Source organism: Marinobacterium alkalitolerans (genome assembly GCF_017776525.1).
Classification (GTDB): domain Bacteria; phylum Pseudomonadota; class Gammaproteobacteria; order Pseudomonadales; family Balneatricaceae; genus Marinobacterium; species Marinobacterium alkalitolerans.
This window is the reverse complement of the sequence record NZ_JACVEW010000006.1, coordinates 12,941-37,897: the sequence shown is the minus strand read 5'-3', so window position 1 is coordinate 37,897 and position 24,957 is coordinate 12,941. Positions and strand designations below refer to the sequence as shown.

At 58.9% G+C, this 24,957-nt stretch carries 23 protein-coding genes; 21 read left to right on the top strand and 2 right to left on the bottom strand.

Annotation, left to right across the window (positions count from 1 at the left end):
* From H9C73_RS05205 to rpoS, 18 genes are all read left to right on the top strand, one after another.
* Positions 1-441 carry an OmpH family outer membrane protein gene (locus H9C73_RS05205; RefSeq protein WP_236014093.1) on the top strand — a complete coding sequence of 147 codons (441 nt, stop codon included), beginning with the start codon at positions 1-3 and terminating at the stop codon, positions 439-441.
* 9 nt (positions 442-450) lie between these two features.
* A complete protein-coding gene (gene lpxD / locus H9C73_RS05200) occupies positions 451-1,506 on the top strand; it encodes a UDP-3-O-(3-hydroxymyristoyl)glucosamine N-acyltransferase (RefSeq protein WP_209286740.1) in 1,056 nt (351 codons plus the stop codon).
* Complete coding sequence (gene fabZ, locus H9C73_RS05195) at positions 1,493-1,930, top strand: 3-hydroxyacyl-ACP dehydratase FabZ (protein WP_209286739.1); 438 nt, start codon at positions 1,493-1,495, stop codon at positions 1,928-1,930. Before lpxD ends, fabZ begins: the two co-directional genes overlap by 14 nt.
* A gap of 2 nt (positions 1,931-1,932) precedes the next feature.
* Entirely contained in the window at positions 1,933-2,703 is a 771-nt protein-coding gene (gene lpxA / locus H9C73_RS05190) for an acyl-ACP--UDP-N-acetylglucosamine O-acyltransferase (RefSeq protein ID WP_209286738.1), read from the top strand.
* Positions 2,704-2,710: 7 nt separating this feature from the next.
* On the top strand, positions 2,711-3,874 hold the full coding sequence (gene lpxB, locus H9C73_RS05185) for a lipid-A-disaccharide synthase (protein ID WP_209286737.1): 1,164 nt from the start codon (positions 2,711-2,713) through the stop codon (positions 3,872-3,874).
* A complete protein-coding gene (rnhB, locus tag H9C73_RS05180) occupies positions 3,861-4,469 on the top strand; it encodes a ribonuclease HII (RefSeq protein WP_236014092.1) in 609 nt (202 codons plus the stop codon). Before lpxB ends, rnhB begins: the two co-directional genes overlap by 14 nt.
* Positions 4,462-7,962 (top strand): DNA polymerase III subunit alpha, encoded by a 3,501-nt coding sequence (dnaE, locus tag H9C73_RS05175; RefSeq protein WP_209286735.1) that lies wholly within the window; start codon positions 4,462-4,464, stop codon positions 7,960-7,962. Before rnhB ends, dnaE begins: the two co-directional genes overlap by 8 nt.
* A gap of 95 nt (positions 7,963-8,057) precedes the next feature.
* Positions 8,058-9,017 carry an acetyl-CoA carboxylase carboxyl transferase subunit alpha gene (gene accA, locus H9C73_RS05170; protein WP_209286734.1) on the top strand — a complete coding sequence of 320 codons (960 nt, stop codon included), beginning with the start codon at positions 8,058-8,060 and terminating at the stop codon, positions 9,015-9,017.
* On the top strand, positions 9,001-10,311 hold the full coding sequence (tilS, locus tag H9C73_RS05165; RefSeq protein ID WP_209286733.1) for a tRNA lysidine(34) synthetase TilS: 1,311 nt from the start codon (positions 9,001-9,003) through the stop codon (positions 10,309-10,311). Before accA ends, tilS begins: the two co-directional genes overlap by 17 nt.
* A 78-nt stretch (positions 10,312-10,389) precedes the next feature.
* The gene (locus H9C73_RS05160; RefSeq protein ID WP_209286732.1) at positions 10,390-12,018 is read left to right on the top strand and encodes a CTP synthase; all 1,629 of its coding nucleotides are present in this window, start codon (positions 10,390-10,392) and stop codon (positions 12,016-12,018) included.
* A 33-nt stretch (positions 12,019-12,051) separates the two neighbouring features.
* Positions 12,052-13,347, top strand: coding sequence for a phosphopyruvate hydratase (gene eno, locus H9C73_RS05155; RefSeq protein WP_209286731.1), 1,296 nt, complete (start codon positions 12,052-12,054; stop codon positions 13,345-13,347).
* 88 nt (positions 13,348-13,435) lie between these two features.
* Positions 13,436-13,726, top strand: coding sequence for a cell division protein FtsB (ftsB, locus tag H9C73_RS05150; RefSeq protein WP_209286730.1), 291 nt, complete (start codon positions 13,436-13,438; stop codon positions 13,724-13,726).
* A gap of 2 nt (positions 13,727-13,728) precedes the next feature.
* Positions 13,729-14,769, top strand: a complete 1,041-nt coding sequence (truD, locus tag H9C73_RS05145; protein ID WP_209286729.1) for a tRNA pseudouridine(13) synthase TruD — start codon at positions 13,729-13,731, stop codon at positions 14,767-14,769.
* Between the two features lie 11 nt (positions 14,770-14,780).
* Positions 14,781-15,536: a 5'/3'-nucleotidase SurE gene (gene surE / locus H9C73_RS05140; RefSeq protein WP_209286728.1), complete on the top strand. Its 756-nt coding sequence runs from the start codon at positions 14,781-14,783 to the stop codon at positions 15,534-15,536.
* Complete coding sequence (locus H9C73_RS05135; protein ID WP_456238094.1) at positions 15,536-16,198, top strand: protein-L-isoaspartate(D-aspartate) O-methyltransferase; 663 nt, start codon at positions 15,536-15,538, stop codon at positions 16,196-16,198. Before surE ends, H9C73_RS05135 begins: the two co-directional genes overlap by 1 nt.
* Positions 16,199-16,210: 12 nt before the next feature.
* Positions 16,211-17,131, top strand: coding sequence for a DUF368 domain-containing protein (locus tag H9C73_RS05130; protein ID WP_328797942.1), 921 nt, complete (start codon positions 16,211-16,213; stop codon positions 17,129-17,131).
* 10 nt (positions 17,132-17,141) lie between these two features.
* Complete coding sequence (locus H9C73_RS05125) at positions 17,142-17,945, top strand: peptidoglycan DD-metalloendopeptidase family protein (RefSeq protein ID WP_328797941.1); 804 nt, start codon at positions 17,142-17,144, stop codon at positions 17,943-17,945.
* Positions 17,946-18,003: 58 nt separating this feature from the next.
* Entirely contained in the window at positions 18,004-19,038 is a 1,035-nt protein-coding gene (rpoS, locus tag H9C73_RS05120) for an RNA polymerase sigma factor RpoS (RefSeq protein WP_209286727.1), read from the top strand.
* Between the two features lie 19 nt (positions 19,039-19,057).
* On the opposite strand, the gene fdxA is transcribed toward rpoS, so the two are convergent.
* Together fdxA and mutS are read right to left on the bottom strand one after the other, a co-directional pair.
* Positions 19,058-19,381 carry a ferredoxin FdxA gene (gene fdxA / locus H9C73_RS05115; RefSeq protein WP_209286726.1) on the bottom strand — a complete coding sequence of 108 codons (324 nt, stop codon included), beginning with the start codon at positions 19,379-19,381 and terminating at the stop codon, positions 19,058-19,060.
* 52 nt (positions 19,382-19,433) lie between these two features.
* Positions 19,434-22,043: a DNA mismatch repair protein MutS gene (gene mutS / locus H9C73_RS05110; protein ID WP_209286725.1), complete on the bottom strand. Its 2,610-nt coding sequence runs from the start codon at positions 22,041-22,043 to the stop codon at positions 19,434-19,436.
* Positions 22,044-22,259: 216 nt separating this feature from the next.
* Between mutS and cysQ the strand changes: the two genes are divergently transcribed.
* The 3 genes from cysQ (at position 22,260) to H9C73_RS16430 (ending at position 24,919) form a co-directional block, all read left to right on the top strand.
* The gene (cysQ, locus tag H9C73_RS05105) at positions 22,260-23,042 is read left to right on the top strand and encodes a 3'(2'),5'-bisphosphate nucleotidase CysQ (RefSeq protein ID WP_209286724.1); all 783 of its coding nucleotides are present in this window, start codon (positions 22,260-22,262) and stop codon (positions 23,040-23,042) included.
* A gap of 320 nt (positions 23,043-23,362) precedes the next feature.
* Positions 23,363-24,730, top strand: a complete 1,368-nt coding sequence (locus H9C73_RS05100) for an MBL fold metallo-hydrolase RNA specificity domain-containing protein (RefSeq protein ID WP_209286723.1) — start codon at positions 23,363-23,365, stop codon at positions 24,728-24,730.
* A gap of 15 nt (positions 24,731-24,745) precedes the next feature.
* Positions 24,746-24,919, top strand: coding sequence for a DUF4160 domain-containing protein (locus H9C73_RS16430; RefSeq protein ID WP_407944006.1), 174 nt, complete (start codon positions 24,746-24,748; stop codon positions 24,917-24,919).
* Positions 24,920-24,957: the final 38 nt, after the last annotated feature.

Genomic DNA, 24,957 nt, shown 5'->3' with positions numbered 1-24,957 from the left:
ATGGCTGAAAAGGTGGCGGTTCTCGGTGTGGAAGAAGCTTTGCTCAGTTCAGATGCAGCACAAAGCTTTCGAGAAGAGTTGAAGAAGGAGTTCGCAGACGACGAAAAGCAGCTGGTTTCCCTGGAAAAACAGGCGCGTGAGTTGCGTGACAAGCTGCAAAAAAATGCCGGTCTTGCATCGGAAGATGACCTGAAACAGATGCGGATGCAGTTCCAGAAGGCATTTGGCGAATACCAGCGTCGTGGGCAGGCGCTGCAGCAGCAGCGCGGTGAGCGTGAGAAGGCTTTCTTTGCTGAAATGCGACCGCGGTTGGATAAGGCGATCCGCTCCCTGATCGAATCAGAAGGCTACGATGTCATTTTGTCCAAACAAGCGACCGTCTACACTGCAGAGTCTGCCGATCTGACTTCTCGTGTGATTGACCTTCTGAACCAGCAGTAACAGTTGGGTATGCACAATACCTATCAGTTGTCAGAGTTGGCCGCCCGGCTGGGAGGCAACCTGTCAGGTAATCCGGCCAAACGGATCAGGGGCCTGTCGACATTGAAGTCGGCAGGCCCCGATTCACTTTCCTTTTTCGCTAATGCACGTTATCTGAGCGACCTGCACAGTACGCGCGCAGGTGCCGTGCTGGTGTCGCCGGAATTCCGCGATCAATGCCCGGTAGCCTGCATTGAGGTTGAAGACCCCTATCTGGCCTTTGCACGCGCCAGCCAGCTGTTTGACTGGCGCCCTGCTGTCAAGGCTGGTGTGCACCCGACAGCGGTGATTGATCCGGGCGCTCGAGTTGCTGCGACAGCCGAAATCGGGCCTCATGCCGTGATTGAAAGCGGGGCCGATATTGGTGATTGCGTGGTGATTGGTCCGGGTTCCGTGGTGGGGCGCGACGCCCGGGTGGGTGACAGGAGCCGCCTGGAGGCCAACGTGACGCTGTACCCCAACGTCCGAATCGGCACTGATGTGCTGATCCACAGCGGGGCCGTGATCGGCAGCGATGGTTTTGGCTTTGCGCGCTCTGATACTGGCTGGGAAAAGATCTGCCAGCTGGGCGGGGTTGTGATCGGTGATCGTGTTGAAATCGGGGCAGGTGTGACCATCGACCGTGGCGCACTGGATGATACCTGCATTGAAGCGGGCGTTAAGCTGGATAACCAGATTCAGGTTGCGCACAACGTGAGCATCGGTCGGGATACCGCCATGGCGGGCTGTACCGCGGTGGCAGGAAGCACTAGAATTGGCGAGCGCTGCACAATTGCGGGCTTGTCCGGCATTACAGGTCACCTGGAAATCGCCGATGATACCCATATTACGGCCATGACGCTGGTCAGTCGGTCGATCAAACAGCCTGGCGTGTACTCTTCCGGCACGGGTCTGGAGCCACATAGGCAATGGAAACGCAATGTGGTTCGCTTCCGTCAGCTGGATGAACTGGCGCAGCGAGTACGTAAACTGGAACAGGCTAGAGAACAGCATTCTACTGAAGGTCAAAAACATGATGGATGTTAAAGAGATCCGGAAATACCTGCCCCACCGTTATCCTTTTTTGCTGGTGGACCGGGTCGTGGCTCTGGAGCCGGGTGAGTCGATCACCGCAATCAAGAACGTGACGGTCAACGAGCCTTTCTTTAACGGCCATTTTCCGGATCACCCGGTCATGCCGGGTGTGTTGATTGTTGAAGCCATGGCGCAGGCCGCCGGTGTATTGGGCTTCAAAACCATGAACAAGGGGCCTGAAGACGGTTCCATCTATTACTTCGTAGGTGCCGACAACCTGCGCTTCAAGCGTCCGGTGGTCCCGGGTGATCAATTGAAGCTGGAAGCCAAGGTCATTTCCGAGCGTCGTGGTATCTGGAAGTTTGACGTTCGTGCCAGCGTGGAAGGTGACACCGTCAGCAGTGCAACCATCCTTTGTGCAGATAGAAAGGTGTGACATTGATTCACCCGCAAGCGATTGTCGATCCCGCGGCCACGATTGCCGACGATGTCGAAATCGGCCCCTGGACGCTGATTGGACCTGGTGTGGAAATCGGGGCCGGTACGCGCATCGAGTCCCACGTCGTGATCAAGGGCCCGACCCGAATCGGGAAGGGCAACCGGATTTTCCAGTTTGCGACGGTTGGCGAAGAGTGTCAGGACAAGAAGTACGCCGGTGAACCCACACGGCTTGAGATCGGTGACCATAATGTGATCCGTGAAGGCTGCACCATTCACCGCGGCACGGTTCAGGACCAGGGCGTGACACGCATTGGCAGCCATAACCTGCTGATGGCGTATGCCCATGTGGCGCACGACTGTGTGGTGGGGGATAACGTGATTCTGGCCAATAATGCAGCCCTGGCCGGGCATGTGCACCTGGGCGATCACGCCATACTGGGCGGGTTTACGGCCGTGCACCAGTTCTGTCATATCGGTGCCCATGTCATGTGTGGTGCCGGTACCGTGGTACTCAAGGATATTCCCGCCTACGTCATGGCCAGTGGCAATACGGCTGAGCCGCACGGTATCAACCTCGAAGGCTTGAAGCGTCGGGGCTTTTCCAAGCATGCGCTTATGGTGCTGCGACAGGCGTACAAGTTGATCTACCGCAAGGGGCTCACGGTCGCGCAGGCGCTGGATGAGTTGCGCGTGCTGCAGCAGAGCTGTGAAGAAGTGGCGCCGCTGATTCACTCACTGGAAAACTCTTCCCGTGGCATCATCCGCTGAGGTCGCCATGCGGCCTCTGCGAATTGGAATTGTTGCGGGAGAGGCGTCGGGCGATATTCTGGGAGCGGGGCTGATCCGGGCCCTGCGTCAGCGTTATCCACAGGTTGAATTTGAAGGCATTGGCGGAGAGCTGATGCTGGCCGAAGGCTGTACCGCGCTTTATCCGCTTGAACGCCTGTCCGTCATGGGACTGGTGGAGGTGCTGGGGCGCTTGCCGGAGCTGCTCAGGGCCCGAAAGCGTCTGGTTCAACACTTTATTAACAACCCGCCTGACCTGTTCATAGGTATCGATGCGCCGGATTTTACGCTGGGCATGGAGCGTCAACTGAAGCAGGCCGGTATTCCCACCGTGCATTATGTGAGCCCTTCCGTATGGGCCTGGAAGCGCAAGCGCATCTTCAAAATCAAACACAGCACGGACCTGTTGCTGACGCTGTTTCCGTTTGAAGCCGAGGTGTATCAGCCAACCGGACAGAATCTGCGCTTTGTGGGCCACCCGCTGGCTGACAGCATTCCGGCAGAGGTGGATTTTGATGCCGCCTGGTCTCGCTATCGAGGTACTGGAGAAGAAGGTCACCGGATGGTTGCACTCTTGCCCGGCAGTCGGGGCAGTGAAATCAAATATCTGGCGCGCCCCTTTCTGGAGACCGCGCGCCGCTTACAGGCCGAGCGGTCGGATCTTGTCTTTGTCTTGCCGGCTGCCAACCAGCGCCGTTACGAACAGCTGGAACAGTTGATTCAGGCTGAATTTTCGGACCTCAACCTGACGCTGTGCCTGCAGGGCTCCCGCGAGGTGATGGCGGTTGCAGATGCCATTTTGATTGCGTCAGGAACGGCGACACTGGAAGCCTGCCTGTTGCAGAAGCCCATGGTTGTGGCCTATCGCATGGCAGGGCTGACTTACAGCCTGTATTCACGCATGATCAAGAGTCGCTGGATTTCGTTGCCGAACGTGCTGGCAGGCGAGGAAATGGTGCCTGAAGTGCTGCAGGACCGGGTCACGCCTGAAGTGCTTGCGCCCCTGGTAATCCGTGCGCTCGAAGATACAGAATACCGTCGCCGGTTGGCGCGCGTGTTTGGCTGTATTGGTGATCAGTTACGCCAGAACGCGAGTGAGCGTGCGGCTGATGCGGTGGCAGAGTTGTTGGAGGCATCCGTTGCAGAACACTGAGTTTGATTTTCGACCCCAGGGTCATACTGCCGGCGTTGATGAAGTCGGACGCGGTCCCTTGATTGGGGACGTGGTGGCGGCCGCCGTTATTCTGGACCCGCTGCAGCCGATTCAGGGGCTGGCTGATTCAAAGGCGCTGAGCGAAAAAAAGCGCGAACGGCTCTATCTGGAAATCAAGCAGAAGGCGCTGGCCTGGTGTGTGGCGTCCGCCAGTCCTTCCGAAATCGATGAACTGAATATTCTTCATGCCAGCATGCTGGCAATGCAGCGCGCGGTTGCAGGGCTGTCGGTGGTGCCTGACTATGCGCTGGTGGATGGTAACCGCTGTCCAGCGTTGCCCTGTCCGTCGGAGCCGGTGGTGAAAGGGGACGCGCGGGTCGCCGAAATCAGTGCCGCCTCCATTCTGGCCAAGGTGGACCGGGACCGCCAGATGCTGGCGCTGCATGAGCGCTATCCCGACTACGGTTTTGACCGCCACAAGGGGTATCCAACACCTCAGCACCTTGAGGCACTCGAGCGCCTGGGTGCGCTTCCCGAGCACCGTCGCAGTTTCCGTCCGGTTCGTATACGTCTGGAGCAGTCATCCCATGTCTGAACCCGCTTTCGTACATCTGCGTGTACATTCCGAGTATTCCCTGTTTGATGGGCTGGTTCGTATCAAGCCGCTGGTTGCCACGGCGGCGGATCAAGGCATGCCGGCAGTGGCCATTACGGATCAGACCAACCTGTTCGCGCTGGTCAAGTTCTACAAGGCGGCACTGGGTGCCGGGGTCAAACCCATTTGCGGTGTCGACCTGTGGATAGAAAATCCGGATGAGCCCGAAGGAGAGCCGTTCCGCATTACCTTGCTGGTCCGGAACGGGCTTGGCTATCGCAACTTGATGGAACTGGTGTCGCGCGCGTATGCCGAAGGGCAGAATATCGTGCCTGAGCGCGCACTGGTGCGCAAAGAGTGGATCGCGGAAAAAGCCGAGGGGCTGATCGCCCTGTCAGGCGCGCGTCAGGGTGATGTGGGGCGTGCTCTGCTGGCAGGGCACCCCGAACAGGCAGAAGCCTTGCTGGCCGACTGGCAGGCGATCTTCCCGGACAGCTACTATCTGGAAATCCAGCGAACCGGCCGCCAGGGCGATGAAGCGCTGGTGCATGCCAGTGTTGAGCTGGCTGCGCGTCTGCAGTGCCCGCTGGTTGCCACCAATGAGGTGATGTTCCTCAAGCAGGAAGATTTCGAGGCCCATGAGGCGCGCGTCTGTATCAACCTGGGGCGCCCCCTGAATGATCCTCAGCGCCCTCGGAACTATTCGGATCAGCAGTACTTCCGCAGTGCCGACGAGATGGCGGAGCTGTTCAGCGATATCCCGAGCGCGTTGCACAATACGGTTGAGATCGCTCGCCGCTGTAACATCGAGATTGAACTGGGGACCTACTACCTGCCGCGCTACCCCGTGCCCGAAGGTATGCTGATGGACGACTTCTTCCGTCAGGTGTCCTGGCAGGGGCTGGAAGAGCGACTGGAATTTCTGCTCGACAAGGACGCGCCTGACTATCAGGAGAAGCGCAATCCCTATGAGACGCGGCTGGAGTTCGAGCTCGACATCATTATTCAGATGGGCTTCCCGGGCTACTTCCTGATCGTGATGGACTTCATAAAGTGGGCCAAGGAAAACGGCATTCCGGTGGGGCCGGGGCGTGGTTCCGGCGCAGGCTCGCTGGTGGCCTATGCACTCAAGATTACCGATCTGGACCCGCTGGAATACGACCTGCTGTTCGAGCGCTTTTTGAACCCCGAACGTGTCTCCATGCCTGACTTCGATATCGACTTCTGCATGGATAACCGTGACCAGGTGATCGACTATGTTGCCCAGAAGTACGGGCGCGATGCGGTTTCTCAGATCATCACCTATGGCACCATGGCCGCCAAGGCGGTGGTGCGCGATGTGGCACGTGTACAGGGTAAGCCGTTCGGTCTGGCCGACCGGCTGTCCAAGCTGATTCCGTTTGAAGTGGGCATGACCCTCAGCAAGGCCTGGGAACAGGAAGATGCGCTGCGTGATTTCGTAACCGGCAATGAAGAAGCCGAAGAGATCATGGAGATGGCCTACAAGCTGGAAGGGGTCACACGTAACGTCGGCAAGCATGCCGGTGGTGTGGTGATTGCGCCGACCAAGCTGACTGATTTCGCCGCCACCTATTGTGACGAAGAAGGTCAGGGGCTGGTAACCCAGTTCGACAAGAACGACGTGGAAGAGGCCGGGCTGGTGAAGTTCGACTTCCTGGGCCTGAGAACGCTCACCATCATCGACTGGGCATTGGATACCATCAATCGCAAGCGTGCGCAGCAGGGCGAGTCGCCGCTCGAGATCGAGTCCATCGATCTGGAAGACGAAGCCACTTTCAAGTTGTTGCAAAGCGCGCAGACCACCGCCGTGTTCCAGCTCGAATCCAGCGGCATGAAGGATCTGATTCGTCGCCTGTTGCCCAACCGCTTCGAGGATATCATCGCACTGGTCGCCCTGTTCCGTCCGGGGCCGCTGCAGTCGGGCATGGTGGATGACTTCATCAACCGCAAGCACGGTCGGGCACCGCTGGCCTGGCCGCACCCTGACTATCAGCTCGACAGCCTGCAGCCGGTACTGGAACCCACCTACGGCATCATCCTGTATCAGGAGCAGGTGATGCAGATCGCTCAGGTGATGGCGGGCTATACCCTGGGCGGCGCGGATATGCTGCGCCGTGCCATGGGCAAGAAAAAGCCGGAAGAGATGGCCAAGCAGCGCGCCATCTTCCTGGAGGGCTGTGCCAACCAGGGCATCGACAAGGATCTGGCCGGCAATATCTTCGACCTGGTGGAAAAGTTCGCCGGCTACGGCTTCAACAAGTCCCACTCGGCCGCCTATGCACTGGTGTCCTATCAGACCGCCTGGCTGAAGCAGCACTACCCAGCTGCATTCATGGCCGCAGTGCTGTCCTCGGATATGCAGAACACCGACAAGGTGGTGATCTTCATCGAAGAGTGTCGTCAGATGGGCCTGACGGTGCGGCTGCCCAACGTCAACGACAGTGATTATGTTTTCACCGTCAATGATGCGGACGAGGTGGTCTACGGTCTGGGGGCCGTCAAGGGCGTTGGGGAAGGCCCTGTGGGGGCCATCATGGAGGCGCGCAAGCAGGGTGGCCCGTTCAAGGACCTGTTCGATTTCTGCGAGCGTGTCGGCGCCGGGCGCCTGAACAAGCGCGTACTGGAAGCACTGGTTCGCTGCGGCGCGCTCGACAGCCTTGGCCCCTCCCGAGCGGTACTCTGGGAAGCGATCGGTTCGGCACTGAAAGCGGCCGACCAGAGCGCGCGCAACGCCGATGCCGGCATGATGGATATGTTCGGGGCGGTGGAAGCCGAGGCACCGGGCGACCCCTATGCCGAGTTTGGCAAGGCCCGTGACTGGACCGACAAGGAGCGCCTGCAGGGCGAGAAGGATACGCTGGGGCTCTATGTCACCGGGCATCCCATCGACGAATATGAGTCGGAACTCAAGCATCTGGTCAGCCGCAAGCTGGTCGAGTTGCAGCCGGCGCGCGGGCAGACGCAGAAAATGGCCGGCCTGGTGGTTGATATGCGGGTCAAGAAAACCAAGAAGGGGGATACCCTCTGCTTTCTGACTCTGGATGACCGCAGTGCCCGCATGGATATCAGCCTGTTCGGGGAGGTCTTTGATAGTGCCCGCTCACTGATCAACAAGGATGCGGTGCTGGTGGTCGAAGGCGAAGTGGCGCAGGACGATTACAATGGTGGCCTGAAGGTACGCGCGAGCAAGGTCATGAGCATGGCGCAGATACGGACCGCTTCAGCCCGCTGCCTGGAGATCCGCTGTGATCGCAGCCAGCTCGGGCGGCAGCAGCTGAAACAGCTGGCCGATACGCTCAAGGCGCATCGCAGTGTTCTGCTGAAGCTGCCGGTCGCACTCAACTACCGGCGCGATGATGCTGAAGCACGCCTGTGGCTGGATCAGGAGTGGGCCGTTGAACCCGGGGATGATGTTATCCTCAAACTGAAGGCCGCCTTTGGTAACGAGAATGTGCAGCTCCGTTATGAATGACGGGGTGGAGATCGGCACACGCAGCCGTTAGAATTGATGATTATTTTCGCGCCCTGGCAGATGGGCCCCATGTTACTGAACAGAAGCAGACACGCATGAATCCGAACTATCTGGATTTTGAACAGCCGATTGCCGAGCTGGAAGCCAAAATCAGTGAGTTGCGCCACGTTAATGAAGATACGGCGGGGCTCAACCTGGGTGATGAACTGGAAAAGCTGCAGGAAAAAAGCCGCAGCCTGACCGAGTCGATCTTCAAGGATCTGTCTGCCTGGCAGATTTCCCAGATCGCACGCCACCCTCAGCGCCCCTACACGCTGGATTACGTCAAACACATCTTCGATGATTTTGACGAGATCCATGGTGATCGCCACTTTGCGGACGATCAGGCGATCGTGGGTGGCCTGGCCCGTCTGGATGATCGTCCGGTCATGGTGATCGGCCATCAGAAGGGCCGTGAAGTAAAGGAAAAGGTGCGCCGCAACTTCGGCATGCCGCGCCCGGAAGGCTACCGCAAGGCGCTGCGCATGATGGAGATGGCCGAACGCTTCAAGATGCCGGTGCTGACCTTCATCGATACGCCGGGGGCCTACCCGGGGATTGATGCAGAAGAGCGCGGCCAGTCCGAGGCGATCGCATTCAACCTGGCCAGGATGTCGCAGCTGAATACCCCGATCATCTCCACCGTTATTGGCGAAGGTGGCTCGGGTGGCGCGCTGGCGATCGGCGTCTGTGATGAACTGCTGATGCTGCAGTATGGCACCTACTCGGTTATTTCACCGGAAGGCTGTGCGTCCATCCTGTGGAAAAGTGCCGAACGCGCATCCGATGCAGCCAAGGCGATGGGCATTACGTCTGACCGTCTGCACGAACTCGGCCTTGTGGATCAGGTTGTCAGTGAGCCACTGGGCGGCGCACACCGCAACCTCGAACTGATGGCGGCAAACCTCAAGAAGCACCTGTTGGAAACCCTCGAGCGTCTGGATGGCTACAGCAACGAAGAGATGCTGGAACGTCGCTATGAGCGTTTGATGTCCTACGGTGTCTTCGAAGACTGAAGATCCGGTAACGGCACTGGAGGCACAGCTGGACAAACAGCTGGCCGAGGTGCCTTCCGAGCCTCGCCGCTGGGTCATAGCCCTCAGTGGCGGGCTGGATTCCTCCCTTCTGCTGGAGCTGATGGCGCGCCTCAAGCCGTCAGACCAACTGGCTGCCATTCACGTTAACCATCAACTCCAGACCGATGCCGATAACTGGGCAGAACGGTGCCGCCAGCACTGCGAGCGCCTTGGTGTATCGCTTTCCACTGTGACTGTAAAACCTGCCTCCGCCACTGAAGCGGACGCGCGCAGGGCTCGCTATGATGCTTTCGAGAAAAAACTCAAAGCGGGTGATTGCCTGCTGCTGGCGCAGCATGCCGATGATCAGGCCGAGACCCTCTTGCTGAGGCTGATGCGCGGTGCCGGTGTGGCCGGTTTGACCGGCATGCCGATGCGACGCCCGCTTGGCAAGGGCTATCTGCTGCGTCCTCTGTTGCAGGCGCCGCGTGCGATGCTGGAGGCGGCCAGTGAACAGCTGGGGCTTGAGCCGATAGAAGACCCCAGCAACGCAGGCGATGCGTATGACCGCAACTGGCTGCGTCACCATATTCTGCCGCGCCTCAAGCAGCGTTGGCCGCAGGTACTCAAGCGTTGTCAGGATACAACGGTGGTGATGCAGGACAGCCGTTTCCTGCTCGAGCAAAGGGCGCAGGAGGATCTGGATGTCATTGTGTCCGGTGTGAGGCAGCTGGATCTGCAATTGCTGAGGCGGCTGGATGTGGCACGGCAGCGCAATGTGCTGCACTACTGGCTGGCCCGTGAAACCGGTCATCGCCTGGATTATCGCCGTGTGTGTCAGTTGCAGCAATGGCTGACACGGGAGGCAGCGCAGGGGCAGGCGCGCCTGGGGCAGTGGCAGTTGCGTTGCTATCATGAGCGGGCCTGGTTGTTGCCGCTGGAGCTGCCGGCACCGCCGGGATCGCAGCTGATCCATGCGGGTGAGACCGTTGAGCTGGGGCCGGGGCTGGGGCAGATTCGCTGGCGCCGGGCCGAGCAGGGGGTCGCGCCGGGTACCTTGCTGACGCTGCAGTGCCGTCAGGGGGGGGAGCGTCTGCGCCCGCGTGGACGTGGCGGTTCTGTCAGTCTCAAGCAGCTGCTGCAGGAAGCGGGCATCCCGCCCTGGCTGCGTCCGTATCAGCCACTTCTGCTGCGTGGCGATGAGATTCTGGCCGTGCCGGGCGTCTGTTTGTGCGAAGCCGCTGATGACGCCGAGGGCGTCGTGCCAGAATGGCACGGTTTTGGTTTGTCCTGAGGGGCGCTTTTTGCTATCCTGCAACCCCATCTTGAGTACGTTTTCTCCTCCCCAACATCTCGATCTGACAGGTTCCGCATGACGCGTTATATTTTCGTCACAGGCGGTGTTGTGTCCTCATTGGGCAAAGGCATCGCATCAGCTTCTCTGGCGGCTATTCTCGAGGCCCGTGGCCTCAAAGTAACAATGCTGAAGCTGGACCCGTATATCAACGTGGACCCGGGCACCATGAGCCCGTTCCAGCACGGTGAAGTCTTCGTGACTGACGATGGCGCCGAGACTGACCTGGATTTGGGTCACTACGAGCGCTTCATCCGTACCACCATGAGCAAGCGCAACAACTTCACCACCGGCCGTGTCTACCAGCACGTGCTGAGCAAGGAGCGTCGTGGCGATTACCTGGGTGGCACCGTTCAGGTGATCCCGCATATCACCAACGAGATCAAGCGCCGTGTGATTGAAGGCGCCGGTGACGCCGATGTGGCACTGGTGGAAATCGGCGGTACCGTGGGTGACATCGAGTCCCTGCCGTTTCTGGAGGCCGTGCGTCAGCTGAAGGTGGAAGTGGGTGCCTCCCGTGCCATGTTCATGCACCTGACGCTGGTGCCGTATATCGCCACCGCCGGTGAGACCAAAACCAAGCCGACACAGCACTCGGTGAAAGAGCTGCGCTCCATCGGTATCCAGCCGGATATCCTGGTGTGCCGTTCCGAGCAGCCGCTGGATGAGTCCTCCCGCCGCAAGGTGGCCATGTTCACCAACGTGGAAGAGCGCGCCGTTATCTCCCTGCCGGACGCCGACACCATCTACAACATTCCGGCCATGCTGTGGGAACAGCATCTGGACGAGATCGTGACCGAACGCTTCCGCATCAACTGCAAGCCTGCAGACCTGAGCGAGTGGAGCCGTGTTGCCGATGCGTTCCTGAACCCGGAAGGCGAAGTGACCATCGCGATGGTCGGCAAATACATGGAATTGCTGGATGCCTACAAATCTCTGATCGAAGCGATCTCTCATGCGGGCATTGCGCTGCGCAAGAAGGTGAAGATCGACTACATCGATTCCGAGCGTGTGGAGCGTGAAGGCAGCCAGATTCTGGACGGCTACAGCGCCATTCTGGTGCCGGGCGGCTTTGGCGAGCGCGGTGTTGAAGGCAAGATCGAAGCCGTGCGCTTTGCCCGTGAAAACAAGGTGCCCTATCTCGGCATCTGTCTGGGCATGCAGGTGGCGGTTATTGAATATGCCCGTCACGTAGCTGGTTTGAAAGATGCCAACTCCACTGAATTTAACAAACAGTCCGAGCATCCGGTTATCGGCCTGATCACCGAATGGACCGATCGCAGCGGTGAAGTGGAAGTGCGCGGTGAGAACTCCGACCTGGGCGGCACCATGCGTCTGGGCGCGCAGACCTGCCACCTGGCCGAAGGCTCCAATGTGGCAGAAGCCTACGGCAACACCGAAATTCGCGAACGTCATCGTCACCGTTACGAAGTGAACAACAACTACGTACCCTTGCTGGAAGAGGCCGGTCTGAAAATTACCGGTCGATCCGTGGACGGCGAGTTGGTCGAAGTGGTGGAAGCGCCGGATCACCCCTGGTTCGTGGCCTGCCAGTTCCACCCGGAGTTCACGTCGACTCCGCGTGACGGTCACGGTCTGTTTACCGGATTTATCAAGGCCGCGCTGGCACGTCAGGCGCAGCAGTAACCTTTTTACGAGTTAACTGGAGACACAAGCACAATGGCTCAGATTGCAAATATCAAGGCACGTGAAGTTCTGGATTCCCGTGGTAACCCGACGGTTGAAGCGGATGTGGTTCTGGCATCCGGTGTCATGGGCACTGCCTGTGCCCCGTCCGGTGCCTCCACCGGTTCACGCGAAGCACTGGAACTGCGCGACGGTGACAAGGCGCGCTACCTGGGCAAGGGTGTTCAGAAAGCCGTAGCTGCAATCAACGGTGCCATTCGTGAAGCTCTGGTTGGCATGGATGTGACCGACCAGCGCGCACTGGATGACAAGATGCTGGCGCTGGACGGTACCGAAAACAAGTCCAACCTGGGCGCCAACGCTATTCTGGCGGTGTCTCTGGCCGCGGCCAAGGCAGCAGCGACTGAAAAGGGCATCCCGCTGTACGCACACATCGCCGAGATCAACGGCACCGCTGGTCAGTTCTCCATGCCGGTACCGATGATGAATATCCTCAACGGCGGCGAGCATGCAGACAACAACGTGGATATCCAGGAGTTCATGGTTCAGCCGGTGAACTTTGACAACTTCCAGGATGCACTGCGCTGCGGTGCTGAAATCTTCCACGCGCTGAAGGCGGTCCTGAAGGCTCGCGGCCTGAACACGGCGGTTGGTGATGAGGGTGGTTTCGCGCCGAACCTGGGCTCCAACGAAGAAGCACTGGTTGTCATCAAGGAAGCGATCGACAAGGCCGGCTACCAGCTGGGCACCGACGTGACCCTGGCACTGGACTGCGCGTCTTCCGAGTTCTACAAGGACGGCAAGTACGACCTGGCCGGTGAAGGCAAGGTGTTTGATGCAGACGGCTTCGGTGACTACCTGGCGCAGCTGTGCGAAAACTACCCGATCGTTTCCATTGAAGACGGTATGGACGAGTCTGACTGGGACGGCTGGGCGAGCCTGACCCGCAAGATCGGCGACAAGGTTCAGCTGGTCGGCGACGACCTGTTCGTCACCAACACCAAGATCCTGAAGGAAGGCATCGACAAGTCGATCGCCAACTCCATTCTGATCAAGTTCAACCAGATCGGCTCTCTGTCCGAAACGCTGGACGCGATCAAGATGGCCAAGGATGCCGGTTACACTGCCGTCATCTCGCACCGCTCCGGTGAAACCGAAGACACCACCATTGCCGATCTGGCGGTCGGTACTGCGGCGGGTCAGATCAAGACCGGCTCCCTGTGCCGCTCCGACCGTGTGGCCAAGTACAACCGCCTGCTGCGCATCGCGGAAGAGCTGGGCACCGGCGCGGTCTACAACGGCCTGAAAGAGATCAAGGGCCAGGCCTGATCGCTTCGTGCTACAGCGTAAAGTGTGATAAAAAGGGGGCTTTGGCCCCCTTTTTTGCCCCCGGGGCCTGTCTGCAAGAGGTAGAAGCGTGTATCGCTGGTTGCTGTTGATATTGCTGGTGATGCTGGCCGGGCTGCAGTACCGTCTCTGGTTCGGTGAGGCCAACCTGCGTCAGGTCTGGCAACTGGAAGAGAAAATTCTGGAGCAGCGTCAGGTCAACCAGCAGCTGACCGAGCGCAACAAGCGACTGGAGGCCGAGGTGAACAACCTGAAAAAGGGCCTTCGAGCGCTGGAAGAACGTGCCCGCAGTGAAATGGGCATGGTTCGCAAGGGGGAAACCTTTTATCAACTTATCGAGCCCGAGTCGGAGAACAACTAATCTTGAATGCTTCTCTCGCCACTGAATGGCTGTATGGCGAGCCATCGTCCCACGCACAACTGCGCACCCTGCCGGAAGACTTTCAGGTCTTTGAAAACCTGCCCTTTACGCCTGATGGCGAAGGCGAACACCTGTTTCTGTATATTCGCAAAATCGGTGAGAATACCGACTGGGTGGCTCGGCAACTGGCACGTTTCTGTCAGGTCAGCCCGCGTGATGTCGGCTATGCCGGCAAAAAAGACCGCCATGCCGTCACCGAACAGTGGTTCAGCGTGCGCCTGCCTGCGGCTCGAACATTGAACTGGGCCCTGTTTGGCGGCGACAGCATTCAGGTGCTGGAAAGTGTGCGCCATGGGCGCAAGCTGCGACTGGGGGCTCTGTCCGGCAACCGTTTCGTACTGCGCCTGCGCGATCTGACTCATGCCGAAGACTTTGTCAGGCGTGTAGAACAGGCTCGTACCGGTGTGCCCAACTATTTCGGTGAACAGCGCTTCGGCAACGAAGGGGGCAACCTGGACAAGGGCATGGCGCTGCTGGAAGGGCGCCTGCGCGAGCGTCAGCGCCACAAGAAAGGGCTTTATATCTCCGCCCTGCGCTCCTGGCTGTTCAACCAGGTGGTTAGCCAACGCATCGAGCAGGGGCTGTGGAACCGGATCATGCCGGGCGATGTGCTGATGCTGGACGGCTCGCAGAGCTGCTTTCATGCTGATGCAGAGGATGCATCTCTGGCCCGGCGCCTGCAGGAAGCGGATGTGCATTTGACGGCACCCATGTGGGGGCGGGGCGAGCTGATGACCACCGATGCGGCGCGCCGCTTTGAACAGCAGGCGTTGGCGCCCCGGAAGGCCATATGCGAGGGGCTGGAGGGGCTGGGCCTGAACCAGGAGCGACGCAGCATCCGACTTATGCCGCGAGGCCTTGAGCTTGAACAGGAAAATGAACAGCAGTGGCGCCTGTCGTTTGAACTGCCGGCAGGGGCCTTTGCCACCAGTGTTCTGCGTGAACTCTGTCAGTGGCGTAATGCAAATACACACCAGGAGTGATCGGTAACACTATGCTGACCTTGATTTCCAATGATGATGGCGTTTATGCACCGGGATTGGCGACTTTGGCCGAGCGTTTGGCCCAGGATGGCGAAACCTGCGTGATCGCGCCTGATCGCAATCGCAGTGGCGCCAGTAACTCCCTGACGCTGGATCGTCCGCTCGAGGCACACCGACACTCGACGGGCTATATCGGCATCAATGGTACTCCCACCGACTGTGTGCATCTGGGGGCATCCGGCCTGTTCACTGAAGAGCGCAGTCCGGACATCGTTGTGTCCGGCATTAACGCCGGTGCCAATCTGGGGGATGACGTGCTCTATTCCGGTACAGTGGCCGCAGCCACCGAAGGGCGCCATTGTCGCCTGCCGCCGATTGCGGTTTCCATGCACAGCTTTCACCCGCAGCATTACGAGACCGGTGCCGAGATCGTGGCCACACTGGTCAAACACCTGGATACCCTGATCGTGGCGCCGCGCACCGTGTTGAATATCAACGTTCCGGACCTGCCACTGGAGCAGATCAGGGGGATTCATGTGACTCGCCTTGGTCATCGTCATCGTGCCGAGCCGCCGGTGATCGTGGAAGACCCGCGTGGACGCACCCGCTACTGGATTGCCGGAGCTGGTGCGGCTGCGGACTCTGAACCCGGAACCGATTTCTATGCGGTCGAAAACGGTTTTGTGTCGGTTACGCCGCTGCAGATCGATATGACGCACTACTCCGGCATGGACAACCTGGGCGAGTGGCTGGAGGGCCTGATGTGATCGATATGGACCTTCAGGGCATTGGCATGACATCCCGGCGAACGCGTGAGCGCCTGGTGCAGCGCCTGCGCGACCAGGGCGTTGCGAATGAAGCAGTACTGAATGCGGTTCGCGACACGCCGCGCCATATTTTTATTGATGAAGCCCTGTCCCACCGGGCATACGAGGATACGGCACTGCCGATCAGCTACAACCAGACCATTTCCCAGCCCTACATCGTGGCCCGCATGACCGAACTGTTGCTGGAAGGCGGTCATTGCGACAAGGTGCTGGAAGTGGGAACGGGGTCCGGCTACCAGACGGCGATTCTGGGGCAACTGGTGGATCAGGTGTTCAGCGTTGAGCGGATTCGTCCGTTGCAGGAGAAAGCGCGACAGCGACTGCAGCGACTCAAACTGTACAACGTGATGCTGCGTCATACCGATGGTGGCATGGGCTGGCCTGACAAGGCGCCATTCGATGGTATTCTGGTGACGGCCGCGCCACGTGAAGTGCCGACTGAACTGCTGTCACAGTTGGCGATTGGTGGGCGGCTGGTTATCCCGGTCGGCGAGGAAGAGCAGACGTTGAAACGGATCACGCGTACCGACGAAGATCAGTTCACAACGGAAGTGATGGAAAAGGTCCGTTTCGTGCCCCTGCTCAGCGGTACGGTACGTTAAAAAGGAGTGAGCGTGCGAAACAAACGTGACTATCTGATCCTGTCCGGCAAGGGCATGATGATGGGCGTAGCCGATGCGGTTCCCGGTGTCTCCGGTGGCACCATTGCCTTTATTACGGGCATCTATGAAGAGCTGATCGAAACCCTGAAACGGTTCAATCCGCATGCCGTCAAACTGCTCTTTACACAGGGGCCTGTCGCCTGCTGGCAGTACGTGAATGCCGGCTTTTTGTGTGCGCTGCTGACCGGCATTCTGATCAGCCTGGTGTCGGTGGCCCACCTGGCGCTGTATCTGCTCGAACACCACCCCATTCTGATCTGGTCCTTCTTCTTTGGTCTGATCATCGCGTCGACCTGGAGCGTGGTGCGCCATATCAAGGGCTGGAGTACCAACCTGGCGTCTACGTTCGTGCTGGGAGCGCTGCTGGCCTATTTCATTACCGAGCAGACGCCCGGTATGCTGGAGCCAACCTCTCTGATGGTGTTCATGGCCGGTGCCGTTGCCATCTGTGCCATGATATTGCCGGGAATTTCCGGCAGCTTTATCCTGCTGTTGATGGGCATGTATGCGCCGGTTCTGGGGGCGATCAAGGGCCTTGAGTGGGTCACGCTGGGCATTTTTGCCAGTGGCTGTGCCGTGGGACTGCTGAGCTTTTCACGGGTTCTCAGCTGGGCGTTTCATCATCACCGCATGCTGACGCTGGCGCTGCTGGGTGGCTTCATGCTGGGGTCTCTCAACAAGGTATGGCCCTGGAAATATACGCTGGCCTACACCATTAACGGCAAAGGCGAGGAGGTGCCCCTGATGCAGGATAATCTGCTGCCTGGCAGCTACGAAGTGGTTGCCGGGCTCGACCCGCAACTCTGGCCGGCACTGGGCCTGATGCTGATCGGTGGCCTGCTCGGTTGGCTCATGGATCGGCAGCAGGCTTGAGGAGGCGCATGTGCCCTGGCGGCTGGTACTGACAGGATGTTTGATCGTGCTGCTGGGCGGATGCTCCTCGGGATATGCGCCGGTTGACGAGCGCTCGCTGGGTGCGCGGCCTGCTTATAAAGGCCCCGCGCCTTCGGCTTACCGGGTGCAGCGAGGCGATACGCTTTACTCCATCGCCTTTCGCTACGGGCTGGACTACCGTCAGGTCGCACGCTGGAACGGTATCAGCAGTCGTGATTACATCTATCCGGGCCAACGGCTGCGCCTGAAGCCGCCAACCGCCAGCAATGCTTCTGTCTCCAGAAGCACCTCTTCAGGCAGTACCGACTCTGCCTCGCGCAGCACCTCGAAACAGACCGCCAGCACCGCCGCCAGGCCAGCGGCAACCAAAGCCGAATCCAAACCCACACCCAAACCGGCCCCCAAGCCTGCCTCAACAGGCCCGGTCAGCTGGCAGTGGCCCCATCCCGGTCGTATCCTCTCGGGGTTCGGTGGCGGGCAGCCTGCCAACAAGGGCATCGATATCGTTGGCAAGGCGGGTGATCCGGTTAAAGCGGCTGCTACCGGGGTGGTGGTTTACTCCGGTAATGGTCTGCTGGGCTACGGCAATCTGGTGATCCTGAATCACAACAACCAATACCTCAGCGCCTATGCACATAACAGTCGCATTTTTGTTCGTGAGGGTGATAAGGTTAAAGCAGGCGAGAAAATTGCCGAAGTAGGTAGTACAGGTGCGGCTCGAACCATGCTGCATTTCGAGATCCGCCGGGACGGTAATCCCGTAAACCCTATGCGGTACCTGCCAAAACGCTAAAACAATAATAATAGACGACAGGATGGCAAAGACCATCCACCATAACTGGGGGTGACACATGGTGAGTGTGGATAAGGAGCACGGGGCCAAAGTGCCCGTCGGTGACAACGATTACGACCAGGACGTCGAAACGATGACCCGCGACGATGAAGATGATGCCGTCGAGTCCGATGACAGCGATTCTGCAGAAGAGCTGCCGGCGTTCATGAACAGTGGGCGTGGACGTGGCTCCATGGCGCACAAGGATCTGGTAAATGCCCGTTCGCTGGATGCCACTCAGCTTTATCTGAACGAAATAGGCTTTTCTCCGCTGCTGACGGCAGAAGAGGAGGTTTATTTCTCCCGCCGAGCCCTCAGGGGCGATGAATCTGCACGCAAGCGCATGATCGAAAGCAACCTGCGCCTGGTTGTGAAAATTGCCCGCCGCTATATCAACCGAGGTTTGACGCTGCTCGATCTGATCGAGGAGGGTAATCTGGGGCTGATTCGTGCAGTGGAGAAGTTCGACCCCGAGCGTGGCTTCCGTTTTTCCACCTACGCAACCTGGTGGATTCGGCAAACCATCGAGCGCGCCATCATGAACCAGACGCGCACGATTCGCCTGCCGATTCATGTGGTCAAAGAGCTGAACGTCTACCTCCGAGCGTCTCGCGAGCTGGCGCAGAAGCTGGACCATGAGCCCACGGCGGAAGAGATCGCCGCGCTGGTGGACAAGCCGGTGGCTAACGTGGAGCGGATGCTGGGTCTGAACGAGCGCGTAAGTTCTGTCGACGTGCCGGCCGGTCAGGGGGCAGACAAGCCGCTGCTGGATACCATCGCCGATCAGGAGATGGCCGACCCCGAAACCATGCTCCAGAACAACAACATCAGCGGCAATTTGAACCGTTGGCTGGACATGCTGCCGGAGAAGCATGCGGATGTGCTCTCACGCCGCTTCGGATTGCGTGGCCATGAAATGAGTACGCTGGAACAGGTGGGCCGTGAAATAGGCCTGACGCGAGAGCGTGTGCGTCAGATTCAGGTTGAAGCCCTGCGCAAACTGCGCGAGATTGTGGAAAAGAACGGGCTGACCGGGGAAGACCTGCTGCAATAGCAGGTCTTCATCACGCCCTTCAGCGCTCGAGATATTTCAGTTTATCGGGCACGCCATCCCATTTTTCCGCCTCAGGCAGTGGCGGCTTGCGCTCGGTGATGTTGGGCCAGACTTCGGCCAGTTCCGCGTTGAGCTGGTAGAACTGGTCCTGTTCAGGGCTCAGATCATCCTCATGCAGAATGGCTTCGGCCGGGCACTCGGGCTCGCAGAGGCCACAGTCAATACACTCGTCCGGATGAATCACCAGAAAGTTGGGGCCCTCGTAGAAACAGTCCACGGGGCAGACCTCAACGCAGTCGGTGTACTTGCAGCGAATGCAGTTTTCGGTGACGATGTAGGTCATATTCCCACTCCTCTGGCTGGTGTCTGTGGTGCAGTATAGTGCCTGACAGCGTTCAGGCCAGCAGCGCCTTGAGTGCGTACAGTTGTTCCAGTGCCTGACGCGGGGTCAGATCATCCGGATCCAGCTCGCGCAGCTTGAGTTCGGCCTCTGAAGGCTGAGGGCTGACAAACATGTCCGCCTGCTGCGGAGCCCCTGTCGGTTGCGGCACTTCAGGTGCAGGGTTGCGACTGACGGTACCTTCACCCTGACGGCTGTCCTGCTCGAGTACGACCAGTTTATCGCGCGCATTGCGAATCACATCGGATGGAATCCCTGCCAGCTGTGCGACCTGCAGGCCATAACTCTGGCTGGCGGGGCCTTCCTGTACCTCGTGCATGAACACGATATGATCATTGTGCTCAACGGCGGTCAGGTGCACGTTGGCGACGCCCTGTTCGCGCTCGGGCAGACTGGTCAGCTCAAAGTAGTGCGTGGCGAACAGGGTGAATGCCTTGACCTCCCGCGCCAGAAACTCGGCGCAGGACCAGGCCAGTGACAGGCCGTCGAAGGTGCTGGTGCCACGCCCCACTTCGTCCATCAATACCAGACTGCGTTCGCTGGCGTTGTGCAGGATGTTGGCGGTTTCGGTCATCTCGACCATGAAGGTTGAGCGGCCCCCGGCCAGATCATCCGAAGAGCCCATACGGGTGAAAATGCGGTCGACGATGCCGATGGTGGCAGCCTCTGCCGGCACGTAGCTGCCGATGTGAGCCAGCAAGGTAATCAGGGCGGCCTGACGCATGTAGGTGGATTTGCCCCCCATGTTGGGGCCGGTGATCACCAGCATATGGCGCTGGGCATCCAGGGTCAGGTCGTTGGCCACGAAGGGGCTGTCCATGACCGCCTCCACGACCGGGTGGCGGCCCCCTTCGATCTGCAGGCAACGCTCTTCAACCAGCTGTGGGCGCTGGTAATCCAGCGTGAAGGCCCGTTCGGCCAGGTTGCAGAGTACATCCAGCTCGGCCAGACCTGCAGCGGCCTCCTGCAGGGGCAGCAGCTGCTGTGCCAGGGTTTCCAGCAGTTCGTCGTAGAGCTGTTTTTCCCGTGCCAGCGCCTTGCTTTTGGCGCTCAGGGCCTTGTCCTCGAATTCTTTCAGCTCGGGCGTAATGTAGCGTTCGGCGTTCTTGAGGGTCTGGCGGCGGATGTACTCGGCCGGCATGTCGATAGCCTGTGCCTTGCTCACCTCGATGTAATAGCCATGCACACGGTTATACCCCACTTTAAGGGTGGCGATATCCGTGCGTGCACGCTCCCGCGCTTCCAGTTGCAGCAGGAAGTCACCGGCGTTCTCGCTCAGGCCACGCAGTTCGTCCAGTTCGGCATCATAGCCGGCGGCAATCACCCCGCCATCACGAATGACGACCGGGGGCGCGTCGATAATGGCGCGTGCCAGCAGGTCGGCCTCGGCGGGAAACTCTGCAATGGTGTTGGCCAGAGCCTGAATGTGTGGGGCATCGGTACCGGCCAGTGCCTGTTGCAGTTCTGGCAGGATGGCCAGGGCATTGCGCAGGCGCTCCAGGTCACGCGGGCGTGCAGAACGCAGTGCGACACGTGAGAGAATACGCTCCATATCGCCAATCGGCTTGAGCTGTTCGGCGATATTGTCGAAGCAGTCCGGCATCTGCAGCCAGCGAATGGCATCCTGTCGGGCTTCCAGTGTGGCGCGGTCACGCAGCGGACGGTGCAGCCAGCGACGGAGGAGGCGGCTGCCCATGGGGGTGCGGCACTGGTCCAGTACCGAGGCCAGGGTGTTGTTGCGCCCGCCGGACAGGTTCAGGTCCAGCTCCAGATTTCGGCGGGTGGCCGCATCCAGAATTACCGCCTCGTCACGCTGCTCTACCTGCAGCCGGCGAATGTGCGGCAGGGAGCTGCGCTGAGTATCGCGCGCGTACTGCAGCAGGCAGCCTGCCGCACAGATGGCGAGCTTAAGATGGTCGCAGCCGAAACCGCTCAGGTCGCGGGTGTTGAACTGCTCACACAGCAGTCGCTCTGCGGTGTCCTGCTCGAACTCCCAGGGTGGGCGGCCGTGTGCGCCTGGTCGACGTGTCACGGTTTCAGGCAGGGCCGCATCATCCGGGTACAGCAGCTCGGCCGGGCGCAGTCGTTCCAGCTCCGCCAGCAGACCGTCCTCGCCTTCCACCTCAAACAGACTGAAGCGGCCTGAGCTGATGTCGATCAGAGCCAGCCCGAAATGGTCCTCATGGCGTGCTATGCCCATAAGAAGGTTGTCCTGATGCTCATCCAGCAGGGCTTCGTCACTGAGCGTGCCGGGCGTCACGATGCGCACCACCTCGCGGGCAACCGGCCCCTTGCTGGTGGCAGGGTCGCCGACCTGCTCACAGATCACCACGGACTCGCCCGCTTTCACGATGCGTGCGATATAGCTTTCCGCCGAGTGATAGGGAATCCCGGCCATCGGAATGGGCTCACCGGCCGACTTGCCGCGTGCCGTCAGTGAAATATCCAGCAGCGCAGCGGCCTTTTTGGCGTCATCGTAGAACAGCTCGTAGAAGTCACCCATACGGTAAAACAGCAGCTGGTCCGGGTGCTGTGCCTTAATGCGCAGGTACTGCTGCATCATGGGGGTGTGTTGAGCGGATTTGCCGGCGGAAGCGTTGGTCATGGTCAATCGTCGTGGCTGGAAATCGTTGATGAGTAAGGACTGGATCGGTGTCTTTGCCAGCCGGGCAGATTAACAAACACCGCGGGGCAAGAACAGTCAATGACAGCAGAGGTCCGTATTGATGACCTAAAATAGCACCAGTAAATCAAAAACAGGGTCCATCAATGTTCGTGCTGATTCGCTCTGTATAAAACAGGTTGCTCACAGGAGTGTGTGATGACTGAAATAACCTTGCAGGCTTTGCTGGGGTGCGTTGAGAAGGTTGCTGTTCGGGCAGGAAAAGAGATTATGGCGATCCATAGCCAGGACTTTACGGTTGAACAAAAAGCGGACAATTCACCTGTGACCGAAGCAGATAAGGCGGCCAATGACATCATTGTGGCTGGGCTCGAAGCGCTGCCTGTTTCGTTCCCGATACTAACAGAAGAGGCGGTTGAGGCCTTTTCCGGTCCGGATGCTGAAGGTTGCTATTGGCTGGTAGACCCGTTGGATGGCACCAAGGAATTCATTCAGCGCAATGGCGAATTTACGGTGAATATTGCCCTGATTCAGCAAGGGCGTCCGGTGTTGGGTGTAGTGTATGCTCCGGCACTGGATGTGACCTACATGGGTGGCAAGGGAATAGGGGCATTCAAGGTTGAGGGCAAAGGCCCACGCCAACCAATCCAGGTTGCCAAACACCAATCCGGAAGCGTCTGGCGTGTACTTGGCAGCCGTTCTCATGCCAGCCAGAAGGTGCTGGAGTGGTTAAAGCCATTAGGCGAATATGAACTGGTGCCAATGGGGAGTTCATTGAAAATCTGTCTTGTTGCTGAAGGCGCTGCAGATCTATACCCGCGTTTTGGAAAGACTTCCCTCTGGGACACGGCAGCCGCGCATGCAGTGGTTAATGCAGCTGGGGGCGCTATCGAGACGCTTCAAGGCAAGGTGCTGGACTATAGCAATACAGCAAAAACATTGAATCCCGAGTTTGTAGTCTATGGAGGGAGCCGTCCCTGAGGGTGGCAGGTCAGCCCTGTACTGGTAGCGATGGGTAAGAATTGGGCGTGTAATCGCGCCTGTATGGGGCTGGTGAGGCCTCACACGGCAGTTCTGGCGGGAGGAGCAGGGTTTTACTCTGATCTCTGGATAGCTCAGAATGCCTTAGTTGTCAGCCAGACTGACCGGCTCCCTGTATAAAAGGCTGTCGCACGCCCGATGTGCTGTCCGGGTGTTGCTGTGGGTGTTGAGGATTACCCGAACGATAACCTTTGGGCGGTAGCGTGCCTGCTGATAACTGAATATAGAACTCCCGGCTTCAGGCAAAAGGATATGCCAGCATGCAGATCGACCACCATGGCGCCCACAATGGCGTCACCGGCTCATGCCATCAGCTACACATAGATGAACACACCAGTCTGCTGATTGATTGTGGGCTGTTTCAGGGGAAAGAAACAGGTAATAGCCGCGAACGCCACGATATTGAATTCGATATTGGCAGTGTGCAGGCGCTGATTGCGACCCATGTTCATATCGACCATGTGGGGCGCATCCCCTGGCTGCTGGCCGCCGGGTTTGATGGCCCCATCATCTGCTCACAGCCATCTGCCACACTGCTGCCGCTGGTGCTGGAAGATGCGTTCAAGCTAGGCATTAGCCGGGACAAAGCTGTTGTTGAACGTTACCTGAAACAGATCGAATCACGCATCATTGCGCTGCCATACAAAGAGTGGTTTACGCTGGTCGACTCACAGGCGCACAACGTTCGGATAAGACTGCAGCGCGCAGGGCATATACTGGGCTCAGCCTATGTCGAGGTGGATGTAAGCAGCCCTGGTGGGCGTTCGCTCTGCGAAGGGTACAATACTCGAATCGTATTCTCCGGCGACCTGGGGGCGAGGCATACACCGCTGCTGCCGGCACCGGAACCACCGGAAAAAGCTGACATACTGGTGCTGGAAAGCACCTACGGCGACCGCAACCACGAAGACCGTGCAACACGAAAGCACCGACTCAAAGCAGCCATCGATCGGGCGCTACAGAACAACGGCACTGTCCTGATCCCGGCTTTCAGCATCGGGCGCACGCAGGAACTGCTGTACGAACTGGAAGAGCTGATTAACGGTGATCTGCCGGTAATACTGGACTCCCCCCTGGCATCAAAATTCACCGCAGCCTACCGCGAGCTGAAACCCTTCTGGGATGAAGAAGCTCATGGCCTGCTGAAACAGGGCCGTCACCCACTGGCCTTTGACAATCTGCTGACAGTGGACAGCCACCATGACCATCTGAAAATGGTGCACCACCTGGCCCAGTCAGGCCGCCCGGCCATCGTCATCGCCGGCAGCGGCATGTGTAACGCAGGGCGCATCGTCAACTACCTCAAGGCGATGCTGGGTGACGAACGGCATGATGTGCTCTTTGTCGGCTACCAGGCCGAAGGCACGCCGGGGCGGGAGATACAGCAATACGGCCCGCAACATGGCTGGGTTGAACTCGATAAGGAACGCTATACCATCCGAGCCCGCGTCGAAACCATCGGCGGCTACTCCGCCCACGCCGATCAGCAGGGGCTGGCTGATTTCGTCAGGGGCATGAAGCACAAGCCGCAGGAGATACGGCTGGTGCACCGGGGGCAAGTTTCCAAGCAGGCGTTGAAAGAAAGGTTGCAGGATGTTTGCTCAGCGGGTACTGAATTCAAAACCTGATAAGGGCGCAATGGAATGCCGATACTCTCAGTGCTCTTCGGGATCGTAGTGCGAATGTGGCACGATGATCATACACCACCTCATATTCATGTCGAATACCAAGGTTATGAGGCACTGGTCGCTATACGTACGGGTGAGGTGCAACAGGGTAAGTTACCGAACAAGGTTGCTGCTATAGTCAAGGAGTAGTGCATTTACCATCAGCAAGAATTGTTTTTGAACTGGGA